Raw genomic sequence first — 12,366 nt, forward strand, 5'->3', positions numbered from 1 at the left:
CGCTAAGAAAAAGGTTTTATGGGTTAAATGTATAGGCAATATAATACAGCGCACCTACCGCCGGGTTACCAAAAGAAGTAACATAATATTTATTCAAAATATTTGCTCCCCCTATTTTGACCATAGAATTTACAGAAGGGATTTTCAGGTTGACCTGTGCATCAAATGTAGAGAATGCAGGTACATTTCCTGCCGCAAAAGAAGAGAACCAGTAGTATTTATCCTGCCAGCGGTATTGAACATTAAAACCCAGATTTTTAATGATCTCTCTGTTTGCCAGGCCTAAATTGTAGCGAATTTTCGGGGTATTGAAATCATTGTCATAGTCGTTGGGAAGATCACCAATCTCGTTATAAGACACGTTTCCGCTCAGGGTATATTTGCCCAGTAAATAATCCAGTCCCAATGCGGCACCATAGGTATCCACATTTCCCTCGGCATTTACCGGAATACTAAAAGTACTTCCATCCCTGAAAAGGGTAACGGCAGTGATGAAATCCTTGTAAGTATTGTAGTAACCATAAGCATCAACCAACAGTTGCTTACTGATCAAACCTTTGTACCCCAGCTCGTACGATTTTACACTTTCCGGACGAAGCCCTTTAGGATCGAATGTATAGGGAACCAGCAAACTTGCATCACCGGTATTGGTTGGGCTTGCTGCAGCTGACGCCAGGTAAGCAATATAATTCTTCCTCAGCACACCGGGCCTGCTATACAACTCATACTTTTCAATGCTACCCGGCAAACCGCCTATCAGCCTTGTTGCACCGCCAAGTACAGAAAGGTCGATGTACTGATTTTGAGTAGTAGGGTTTCTATATCCTGTTTGATAGGAAACCCGTATATTGTTGTTCTGGGCAACGGTAAGGACGCCGGTAACCCTTGGTGTAAACCTGCCTTCAAAATTTGTGCTCTTGTCGTAACGGCCTGCAAGAGTCAACTTAAATTTTTCATTGAACAGCTTTTTACCCAGTTGGGCAAAAGCACCATATTCGTTGATGTTTAAGTCTTTACCAATATCGTCGAAAATTGTCCCTCCCGAACGTAGCTGGTACAATCTTGATGAAGCACCAACCTGAAATTCCACAACATTATTCAAAACATTTGTAAAATTGTACATTCCTTCGTAGTGGTACAGATTGGACTTGTCGTCAAATCTAGCTCCGTAAACGCTTTTAGAAGGATCTGTTGCGTTAATAGAGGTAGCACTGATATTCGTATTCATGATTTGTCTTTTCGCATTTTCAAACTCGGCTGAGCCTGGCAAAAAGCGTCCTCTTCCGGTTTTATTAGCCGCTGTCCTGGCAATCCCATGAGATGCCTCCGGAGTTTGATTGGCCAGACGGGCGCCAATGTAATTTCCGATATACGCTGGAAACCAGGTACTGTTCGGACTCGAAACTTCGTTAATAGAAACCCCTAAAATTGAAGAAATATAAGAATCACCCGATCGTTCCTGAGTGGTATAACCCCTTAAGAAGAAGTCCTCTCCTTTTAACTCCAGCTTATATTGACCAATACTGAAATTACGCAATGAGTACCTGTCTGTACCCGTATAAACAGAAGTACCACTACCCCAGGTCAACTGCGCAATTGCTTCGATTGTACTGGTGATCTTGTAATTAAGTGAGCCCGAGGTTTTCAATGATTTCGTATTGTAATCTACCAGGTTAACTTCATCATAGCCATCTCTCGAAATGGCCTGATTAGGGAGAACAGATGGATTTTTCAACCCAAAATAAAAGGGAAGATACTGGGTACTTGCGGCCTGCTTTAATGCTGCAGGAATCGGAAGCCCGTTTATGGTACTCAGGTAGGTTGCATAACTTGCTCCCGCAGGAACATTGTCCAGCACTGTTTTAGGGTTAAAAGCACCGCCCGAAGCTGCCAGAATTCCAGCTCTTACAGCAGGCTCAATACTGCCTTGTACCAGGTTTCGCATGTTCTGGCTTACCTCATCCCCATAAACATTTACCCCATCATAATTAGGATCTGAAAGCCTGTCCCCAGGGATTACCGTATTGTTGATCCTGTCGAAATTTCTTGCATCACTTCCATACCAGTCTTTAGCCTGTAAATAAGAAAACGTCGCTTTAAAACCAAACCTGTTCCAGGCTTTTGCCACACGTACATCCAACTGGTTAAACTGCTGAACCGCCGAATTGTCATCGTTCACGTGATTTACGCCAGTTTTAAACTGGAAACTTGCACCAGGATACTTAAAGGGATTTTTTGAGGTCATCAACAAAGTACCATTAATACCTCCCGCACCATATAGTGCAGATGACGCACCCGGAAGTAACTCCACATTATCGACATCCAGTTCTGACAGACCGATAATATTGCCTACAGAAAAGTTTAGCCCCGGTGCCTGGTTATCCATTCCATCAATAAACTGATTAAAACGGGTATTCCCGTTAGAATTAAAACCGCGCGTATTGATAGATTTAAACGTTAAGCTTTGGGTGCTTGCCTCTACACCTTTCAGATTGGTAATCGCATCGTAAAAAGATGCGCCCGGCAATTCCTTGATTGCTGAAGCACCTATTCTTTCAATGGTCACCGGCGACTCCAGGATACGTTCCGGCGTTCTTGAAGCTGAAATAACCACCTCCTGCCCTAAAATAGCTGTAGGCTCAAGTTCTGTGGTTATACCATTCGTATTTCCGGTAATTTCCCGCTCAACCGAGGTATATCCTACAAAGGAAATAACAAGGGTAAAAGGAGCTTTCTGACTTGTACTAAATGAATACCTGCCATTTGCATCTGTCGCAGTGCCACTGGTAGTGCCTTTTACTGTGATCCCAACACCTGGTATTGGCTGTTTGGTTAGCTTGTCTGTAACGAGACCGCTAACCAAAACACTTTGCGCATGCGCCGATAATCCGACAATACATAGCAACAGTGCAAAAATCGCTTTTGTAAACATTTTCCTCATATGTTATTATATTTAGTTTGATTTTAACATAAACTTAATAAATTTTTTGACATTAACAAATTGTATTCGCTTAAATATTCAAGCCATAAAAACTATTTTTCATTGTGTTTCAATTGAGTTTTATGTTAAATTGCCATAGTGAAATTTAACCCGTTTAAATTTAACTGACTTTACACTGCTAACCAGATATGATAAATAAAATAAAGGCTTTCATTTGCATACTCATACCCATAGTACTGGCCTATGCGCTCAATACCAAATTTGGCGATCTCCCTCCCACACTCAAATTCCTGAACCCCTTTACAGGTTTCTGGCAAAACGCAGAATCTACATCCATCAAAACCGACAAGAAAATAACCCTAAAGGGAACCCACCAAAATGTCGATATCGCATTTGATGATCGAATGATCCCGCATGTTTTTGCACAAAATGACTATGATGTTTATTTTGCACAAGGCTATGTTACCGCCATGCACCGTTTATGGCAGATGGATTTCCAAACCCGGTTTGCTGCTGGAAGGATCTCAGAAGTTGTCGGCAAAAAAGCAATTGAACTGGATAAATACCAACGCCGCATGGGTATGGTTTTCGGCGCAGAAAATTCTCTGGAAGGAATGATGGCCGATCCTAAATCTAAAGAAATGATTCTGGCCTATACCGCTGGGATCAATGCTTACATCCATTCCTTATCACGTTCACAGCTCCCGATAGAATATAAAATACTCGACTTTAAACCGGAAGACTGGACGCCCATTAAATGCGCTTTACTGCTAAAACAAATGTCGGCAGTGCTGGCCATGGGCTCCGACGAATTTTACATGACCAACATCAGGAATAAATTTGGCACTGATGTGGTTAAAGATCTTTTTCCCGATTACCCCTTCAAAGAAGATCCGATTATACCTGTAGGTACAAAATGGGATTTCAAGCCGCTGCCCATACCAGCCGAACCTCCTGTTTTTACTGATTCCAGAACAGCCAATATAAAAACAAAGCAGAAGGAAGAGGGCATTGGCAGTAACAACTGGGCCTTGTCTGGGGCAAAAACAGCCTCAGGCCATCCGATACTGGCAAACGACCCGCACCTTGACCTTACACTTCCATCTATCTGGTACCAGATCCAGTTACATGCCCCAGGAATAAATGCTTATGGTGTCTCTCTTCCCGGGGCACCAGGCATTATCATTGGCTTCAACAAAGACATCGCCTGGGGGGTAACCAATGTGGCTGCGGATGTCCTTGATTTTTACCAGGTTAAATTTAAGGATGATACCCACAAAAGTTACTGGTACAACAATGCATGGAAAAATACCAGCAACCGCATGGAAAAAATCGTGGTCAGAGGGGAGAAGAGCATTACAGACACGGTTGTTTATACCCATCATGGCCCGGTAGTTTACCTCCAGAAAACCAATTTTTCCAAAGCCGGCAATATCCCTGTTGGCAACGCTTTAAGATGGATCGCCCACGAAAAGTCAAACGAATTGAAAACTTTCTATCTTTTAAACAGGGGAAAAAACTATAACGATTACCGGAAGGCGCTGACCTTTTTCACGGCACCTGCACAAAACTTTGTATTTGCATCTGCAGACAATGACATTGCAATAACTGCAAATGGGAAGTTCCCCCTGAAATGGAAAGACCAGGGTAAATTTATACTGGATGGAACGGCAGCTTCTAACGACTGGCAGGGCTGGATACCGGCATCAGAAAATCCAACTGTCAAAAACCCGCCACGCAATTTTGTAAGCTCAGCAAACCAATCTTCTACAGACTCAAGCTATCCTTACTACATCAACTGGGAATTCAGTCCTTATGAACGGGGCAAGCGCATCAACGACAGGCTTGCGGCTATGAACAATGCTACGGCCGACAGCATCATCAATATGCAGACAGACAACTACAGTATCCATGCCCAAAATATACTGCCTGCCATCCTGGTAATGGTAGACCGCAACAAACTAAACGCCACACAAAAAGAAGCGCTTCGCATCGTTTCTTCCTGGAACAAACATTATGAGGCAAAATCACTTGCGGCCAGCGTTTTTGACCTATGGACCAAGCGCATTCAATTTAACATATGGGATGATGAGTTTACTATTGCCGATATCCCAATGCGGTACCCATCCCGAGACAGGACGGTCCAGCTGATCCTGCATGAGCCAAATGCCAAATGGATAGACAATGTGAACACTCCGGTAAAAGAAAGTTTGGCCGATCTGATCAATGAAGCTTTTAAATACAGTTGCGATAGCCTGGAAAGAAAGTTTGGCCCAATCGGCAAGCTTTGGGAATGGGGCAATTTCAAGCATACCAATATACCTCACCTGGCAAAAATACCTGGATTTGGCTCTAAAACTTTGATGACAGGTGGCGGAAAAATGACCATCAACGCATTGAACGAAAGCAATGGCCCTTCCTGGAGAATGGTGATAGAACTTGGAAAAATGCCTAAAGGCCATGGCGTATTCCCAGGCGGGCAATCGGGCAATCCAGGCAGTATCTTTTACGACAACATGATCGACACCTGGGCAAATGGAAAGCTTTACGACCTGTTTTTTATGCAATCCGCTAATGATGGCAATGCCAAAATAATTTCCCGATTAAAAATATCAAAAAAATAACGACATGGTTTTTATAGTAATCGTTGTACTCTCTTTTTTACTCCAGATGATCCTGCCCTGGTGGATCATCGTTGTCATTTCTTTCGCTACCTGTGGCCTGATCGGTAAAACCGGAAAAATATCCCTCTGGGCTCCCTTTTTTGCCATTCTACTGTTATGGACAGGCACAGCCCTTTTCAAGAGTATCCCAAACAATCATATATTGGCCCAGCGGGTTGCGCAAATGGTAGGCGCCCAATCGTGGTTGATGGTATTGCTCTTTACTGCTGTACTTGGCGCCTTTACAGCAGGCATCAGCGGCTTTTGTGGCTATCATTTCAGAAAAGCAGTGCTCCTAAAGAAAACGAAGCCTTAATTAAAAAATAGTTGTTTATTTTTGCAGGGTGACCGATCTGACCCAGCAAATCTTTTCCATCAGCAATACCCTTGAATTTGAACAGGCCTGCCTTGCTGTTTTTAAGCACCAGGCTTTCAACTGCCCGGTTTATGCTGCTTATATACACCACCTGGGCATACAGCCCGAGGATATCAATACCCTTACCCGCATTCCTTATCTGCCTATAAGTTTTTTCAAAACGCAGCCCGTGCTCAGCTCAGGAGACAAGCCTGAAATCATATTCAGCAGCTCAGGAACAACAGGCATGGTGCAAAGTCAGCACCTGGTGACGGATGTAAGCCTTTATGAGCAAAGCTTCAATAAAGCATTTGAACAGTTTTACGGAAAAATAGAAAACACCTGTCTGCTTGCATTGCTCCCCTCTTACCTGGAACGGGAGGGATCATCGCTCATTTATATGGTTGATGCCCTATTGAAGCAAAGCAAACATCCCGATAGCGGTTATTTTTTACACAATCACAAAGACTTATACAATAAGCTTCAAAAGCTTAAGGCAGCTGGCCAAAAGACCATTCTGATTGGTGTTACCTATGCTTTACTTGATTTTATAGAAAAATACAAGGTAGACTTTCCTGAATTGATTGTAATGGAAACCGGGGGAATGAAAGGTAAGAGAAGAGAAATGGTGCGCGAAGAGCTGCACCAATTGTTAACAGCTGGTTTTGGTGTCAGCAACATTCATAGTGAATATGGCATGACAGAACTTCTTTCACAAGCTTATTCTTACGGAAATGGCGTATTCAACTGTCCGCCCTGGATGAAAATCGGTCTGCGTGACACGAACGATCCTTTAAGCCCTGCTCCTGACAACAAAACAGGCGGCATCAACATCATAGACCTGGCCAATCTGAACTCCTGCTCATTTATCGCCACGCAAGACCTGGGACGGGTATTTCAGGATGGTTCTTTTGAAATCCTGGGGCGTTTTGACAATGCCGACATCAGGGGCTGTAACCTGTTGGTAGGCTAATGCAGCCTAATACATTAGCCTGCGATTAAAAGGTAATAATTTTTCTTCCCTTTCTGCACGATAATAAACTGATCGTTTAAAAGATCATCTATGGCCAGTCTATCTGAAGGCTCCTTCAGTTTTTCTTTATTTATGGATACACCCCCGCCCTGGATCAATTTTTTCGCTTCTCCTTTTGATCCGAATACACCTGATTTTTCGGCCAGCAAAGTTGCAGCGTCTATTCCTTCAGCAAGCTCGGCCTTCGAAATCCGGAATTGTGGTATGCCTTCAAATATTTCAAGTACCTGGGCTTCAGATAGTGTTTTAAAAAATTCCAGAGAACCATTTCCAAACAGGAATTCTGAGGTCTTCACTGCAGTTTCAAGCGCCTCAGCAGAATGCGTCCTGATCGTAATATCTTCTGCGAGGGCTTTTTGCAACACACGCAGGTGTGGAGCAGCATCGTGCGCCACCTCGAGCGCTTCAATTTCCTGCTGAGTTTTCAGCGTAAATATTCTGATCCATTTCTTGGTATCCTCATCTGATGCATTTAACCAGAACTGGTAAAACTTATAGGGAGAGGTTTTTTCAGGATCCAGCCATACTGCACCGCTTTCTGTTTTCCCGAACTTGGTCCCATCCGCTTTTTTTATCAGTTGGGTGGTAATGGCAAAGGCTGTCCCGGCATCCTTACGACGGATCAGTTCTGTTCCGGTAACAATATTCCCCCACTGGTCTGAGCCGCCCATCTGAACCATGCAGTTCTTGTTCTTCCACAAATAGTAAAAATCATATCCCTGGATAAGCTGATAGCAGAATTCTGTAAAGGAAAGGCCTGAATCGCCTTCTAAACGCCTTTTGACGCTATCTTTAGCCATCATGTAGTTCACAGTAATGTGCTTGCCGATATCCCTGATAAAGGTAAACAGGTTCATGTCCTTAAACCAGTCGGCATTGTTAACCATCACCGCACCGTTGCCCCCTTCTTCAAAATCCAGGAACTTGGCGAGCTGGCGTTTCATTCCCGCAAGGTAAACATCAATGATCTCTTCGGTCTGAAGATTACGTTCGTCCGATTTCCCTGAAGGGTCGCCCACCATACCAGTGGCCCCGCCTACTAAAGCATAGGGTTTATGTCCGGCCCGCTGGAAGTGGATAAGGGTCATGATCTGGGTAAGATGACCAATATGCAATGAATCTGCAGTGGGGTCAAAACCGATATACCCCGAAGTCATTCCTTCATTTAATTTCTCCTCGGTGCCAGGCATTATATCCTGTAACATGCCTCTCCAGCGTAGCTCTTCAACAAAATTGGTCATCGTAATCTAATTTGTGCGCAAATATAGGAAAACCTGCGTTATCCTTAAATTTGAGCCCAGGCTAAAAACAGCTTATTGAACAAAAATCGCTACTTTTAGCCTCATGAACTTCTTATCCCATTTTTATTTTGAACGAAATAATCCAGATGAAAATATGGTATTGGGAGTTGTATTGCCTGATTTCATAAAAAACGCACATAAAGACTATAATCTATATCCTTTAAAAACCAGGCATCTTTTTCAAAAAAATCCCCAACAGCTTTCTATCCTTAAGGGCTGGGAAAAACACATCGACGTAGATCAGCGCTTTCATTCTTCCGTTTTTTTCCAGCAAAAAACAAATGAGCTGAAACAATTGATATTACCAGCCTGTGAGCACAGTCCTGTTAAACCTTTCTTCTTGGCCCATATCGGGCTGGAGCTAACGCTGGATCACCTGCTGACTGTCAACGGCCAGATCAACATCAATACGTTTTACGATCAGCTTATAAGTGCTAATAAGACTGCATTAAACGACTTTCTTCAGTCCTGCTCACTAAACGACACCTCGGTTTTCTTTAACTTCTTAAACAGCTTTATTTCCAGCCGCTACCTTTTCAGCTATCAGAAAATCGAAAACATTACCTATGCGCTGAACAGGATCTGTACGCGTTTATGGAGCAATCCCTTCACAGACGAGCAGCTGCGCTACCTGACGCTCCAGCTTGATGCATTCAAGAACAATCTCCAAAGCGATTATCGCTCAATTTATGATGATATCGAAAAAGAATTAAAAGCCTAATTTGTATCTTCGCCTTCATGTCAGTATCTGAAATAAAAGACAAAATGAATGCCCTGGTTGAGGAGCTTAACCAGCACAGTTACAACTACTATGTTTTGGCAATGCCGACCATTGCAGACTACACTTTTGATCAGAAGTTAGCAGAACTTGCAGAGCTGGAACTGGCATATCCTGAATTTGCCGACCCGAATTCACCTACCCAAAAAGTTGGCGGCGACATCACCAAGACCTTCACCACTGTACCCCATAAGTGGCCAATGCTGTCGCTGGGCAATACCTACAATGAACAGGACCTCCGCGACTTTGATGAGCGCATAAAAAAAGCAATAGGCGAAAACTTTGAATACGTTTGTGAACTGAAGTTTGATGGACTATCTATAAGCCTTACCTATGAAGGCTCAAAACTGGTAAGGGCAGTAACCCGTGGAGACGGTGCAAAAGGGGATGATGTCACTACTAATGTTAAAACGATACATACCATTCCGCATCACCTGAAAGCAGACGATATCCCCCCGCTGTTTGAAATAAGGGGAGAAATTTTTATGCACCGCGCAGCTTTTGAACGCCTGAACAGGGAACGCGAAGAGCTGGGAGAAATACCATACGCCAACCCAAGAAACTTTGCCGCGGGAACAATAAAGATGCAGGATTCAAAGGAAGTAGCCAGACGCCCGCTGGATTGTTTCCTGTATTCCTTAAATACCGACAAAAACTATTTTAAAACACACTGGGAAAGCCTGCTGGGTCTAAAAAAATGGGGCTTTCATATTTCTGAGCACACTAAGCTCACCAACAACATTGAAGAGGTATTGGACTTCATCAAATTCTGGGAAGATGAGCGCTTTAAATTGTCTTATGACATAGATGGGATTGTAATTAAAGTGAATAGTTATGCACAACAGCAGGAACTGGGTTTTACAGCAAAATCTCCACGCTGGGCCATTTCCTATAAATATAAAGCAGAGGAAGTTGAAACCATACTTGAAAAAGTAACCTACCAGGTAGGGCGTACCGGAGCTGTTACACCGGTAGCGAATCTGAAACCCGTTCAACTTGCAGGTACTACAGTCAAAAGGGCAACCCTGCACAATGCCAACGAAATTGAAAGACTGGACCTGCATGAAGGCGATAGTGTATTTGTTGAAAAAGGGGGCGAGATCATCCCTAAAATCATCAATGTAAACCTGGATAAACGTAAGGCTGATGCCGTTAAAGTAATTTATCCTAATGCCTGTCCTGAATGTGGAACCTCACTGATCAGGAAAGAAGGTGAAGTGGCCTTTTATTGTCCGAATGACGAAGCCTGCCCTCCCCAGATCGTGGGAAAAATTCAGCATTTCATCGGCAGAAAAGCAATGAATATTGACGGCCTGGGCGATGAAACCATAGAAACGTTCTATCAGCGGGGCCTTGTAGCCCACATCAGCGACCTCTATACCTTGCATGAGAAAGCCGAGCAACTGAAAAAGCTGGAACGTTTTGGTGAAAAATCTATTGAAAACATGCTCAAAGGGATCGAGCTTTCCAAACAAATGCCATTTGAAAAGGTACTGTTTGGCCTTGGTATCAGGTATGTCGGTGAAACTGTTGCCAAAAAACTGGCATTTGGCATCAAAAACATAGACAACCTGGCGACTGCAAGCCTTGAAGAACTCACCGGCATAGACGAAATTGGTCATCGTATAGCAGAAAGCATCATTGAATATTTCAGCAAAACTGAACATATACAGCAAATTAACCTGCTAAAATCCTATAATTTACAGTTTGAAGCAGTAGAAACGCAAATTACATTACAAAGTGATAAGTTAACTGGAAAAACATTCGTAATTTCGGGCGTTTTTGAGAATTACAGCAGAGAAGAGCTCAAAAATATGATAGAAAGTAATGGTGGTAAGATTTTAAGTGGAATCTCTGCAAAACTTAATTATCTTGTAGCCGGAGATAATATGGGCCCATCTAAACTCGAAAAAGCTAAAAAGTTAAATGTCCCGCTTATTTCGCAGGAAGATTTATTAGAGCTATTGAAGTAAAGAATAACAAATGAACAAATTTTATGGAACGGGTGTTGCCTTGGTCACACCTTTTAATGCAGACGGAACGGTAGACTATGATGGGCTGCGTAGCCTTATCAATCATTTAATAGACGGACAGGTGGAATACCTTGTATCCCTAGGTACAACGGGAGAAGCCTCGACATTGAATAAAGAAGAAAAGAAGAAGATCTGGGCGTTTACAGCTGAAGTTAACAATGGCCGTTTACCGCTTGTTGCAGGCATTGGTGGAAATGATACCGCTGCCGTAGTAAAAAGCATCAAAACCTTTGAGGCCAACGGTTACGATGCCATCCTGTCGGCAAGTCCATATTACAATAAGCCTTCCCAGGAAGGAATATATCAGCATTATAAAGCCATTAGTGAAGGCAGTGCATTACCCGTTTTACTGTATAATGTTCCTGGCCGTACAGCCAGCAATGTAAGTCCGGAAACAACCTGCAGACTGGCAGCAGACTTCAAAAACATCATCGGAACAAAAGAGGCTTCAGGCAATTTTGATCAGTTTAACCAGATCATGCGCGATAAACCAGCTGATTTTCTCCTCATCTCTGGTGATGACCCCGTTGCCATGCCTATGATTGCATTAGGTGCCGTAGGCGTGATCTCTGTAATTGGAAATGCATTGCCTAAGCAGCTGTCGGATATGATCAGACTGGCATTAAATGGAGATTATAAAGCAGCACAGCCAGCACACCTTAACCTGATAGAATTTACCAGGATGATGTTTGCTGAAGGCAATCCGGCCGGCGTAAAAGCGGCCTTAAAACACCTGGGCGTATGTGACGATCATGTACGTTTGCCGCTTGTTCAGGTATCTGAGGGACTGAGAAAGGCCATCATTGCCGAAACCAATAAAATCACAGCATAAAAAAGCGTCCCGATAAATCGGGACGCCTTTTTCATCAAAACAATTTAAGCAGTTAGCCTTTGTTTTTAGTGTCCTGGATCTCCAGACGAATGGATTGAGCCAGATTTTTAAGGTCTTGCATCCCTTTACGTACACGGGTTCCTGCTGCGCTGTTTGCTTTGTTGTAGAATTTGTCAGCATCTGCTTCCAAAGCAGCAACAAGCTCTTTTACTTCATTGAATTTTTTCATCGTTAATTTACTCCTTTTAGTTTTTTAAGGTTTTGATTAATACTCTGTTACTAAAATAAGATGTTTATTTTAATAAAAGAATTTTTACAATAACAAATAACAGGCAAAAAACCTCTTTTTTTCCACATTCTGCGGGTTTATAAACAATCAAACCCACTTTTCAGCAAGCAAATAACTAATTACCAAGCAATTACAAATCAA

At 42.9% G+C, this 12,366-nt stretch carries 9 protein-coding genes; 6 read left to right on the forward strand and 3 right to left on the reverse strand.

The features are described from left to right. Positions 1-16: 16 nt before the first annotated feature. Positions 17-2,941: a TonB-dependent receptor gene (locus B9A91_RS04495; RefSeq protein WP_235012456.1), complete on the reverse strand. Its 2,925-nt coding sequence runs from the start codon at positions 2,939-2,941 to the stop codon at positions 17-19. A gap of 188 nt (positions 2,942-3,129) precedes the next feature. Here B9A91_RS04495 and B9A91_RS04500 point away from each other — a divergent pair, with 188 nt between their 5' ends. The 3 genes from B9A91_RS04500 to B9A91_RS04510 are packed head-to-tail and all read left to right on the forward strand — an operon-like array spanning position 3,130 to position 6,932. Continuing rightward, entirely contained in the window at positions 3,130-5,565 is a 2,436-nt protein-coding gene (locus B9A91_RS04500; RefSeq protein WP_084237210.1) for a penicillin acylase family protein, read from the forward strand. A gap of 4 nt (positions 5,566-5,569) precedes the next feature. Then, positions 5,570-5,920, forward strand: a complete 351-nt coding sequence (locus B9A91_RS04505; RefSeq protein WP_084237211.1) for a hypothetical protein — start codon at positions 5,570-5,572, stop codon at positions 5,918-5,920. 28 nt (positions 5,921-5,948) lie between these two features. Further along, entirely contained in the window at positions 5,949-6,932 is a 984-nt protein-coding gene (locus B9A91_RS04510) for a LuxE/PaaK family acyltransferase (RefSeq protein ID WP_084237212.1), read from the forward strand. A gap of 14 nt (positions 6,933-6,946) precedes the next feature. Here the strand turns inward: B9A91_RS04510 and tyrS are convergent, their stop codons facing one another. After that, the gene (gene tyrS / locus B9A91_RS04515) at positions 6,947-8,233 is read right to left on the reverse strand and encodes a tyrosine--tRNA ligase (RefSeq protein WP_084237213.1); all 1,287 of its coding nucleotides are present in this window, start codon (positions 8,231-8,233) and stop codon (positions 6,947-6,949) included. A gap of 103 nt (positions 8,234-8,336) precedes the next feature. Between tyrS and B9A91_RS04520 the strand changes: the two genes are divergently transcribed. The 3 genes from B9A91_RS04520 to dapA are packed head-to-tail and all read left to right on the forward strand — an operon-like array spanning position 8,337 to position 11,936. Continuing rightward, the gene (locus B9A91_RS04520; protein ID WP_084237214.1) at positions 8,337-9,014 is read left to right on the forward strand and encodes an ACP phosphodiesterase; all 678 of its coding nucleotides are present in this window, start codon (positions 8,337-8,339) and stop codon (positions 9,012-9,014) included. 17 nt (positions 9,015-9,031) lie between these two features. Further along, complete coding sequence (gene ligA, locus B9A91_RS04525; protein WP_084237215.1) at positions 9,032-11,044, forward strand: NAD-dependent DNA ligase LigA; 2,013 nt, start codon at positions 9,032-9,034, stop codon at positions 11,042-11,044. Between the two features lie 10 nt (positions 11,045-11,054). Then, the gene (dapA, locus tag B9A91_RS04530; protein WP_084237216.1) at positions 11,055-11,936 is read left to right on the forward strand and encodes a 4-hydroxy-tetrahydrodipicolinate synthase; all 882 of its coding nucleotides are present in this window, start codon (positions 11,055-11,057) and stop codon (positions 11,934-11,936) included. 52 nt (positions 11,937-11,988) lie between these two features. Here the strand turns inward: dapA and B9A91_RS04535 are convergent, their stop codons facing one another. After that, positions 11,989-12,165: a hypothetical protein gene (locus B9A91_RS04535; RefSeq protein WP_015809123.1), complete on the reverse strand. Its 177-nt coding sequence runs from the start codon at positions 12,163-12,165 to the stop codon at positions 11,989-11,991. Positions 12,166-12,366: the final 201 nt, after the last annotated feature.

This window comes from Pedobacter africanus (assembly GCF_900176535.1).
Lineage (GTDB): Bacteria > Bacteroidota > Bacteroidia > Sphingobacteriales > Sphingobacteriaceae > Pedobacter > Pedobacter africanus.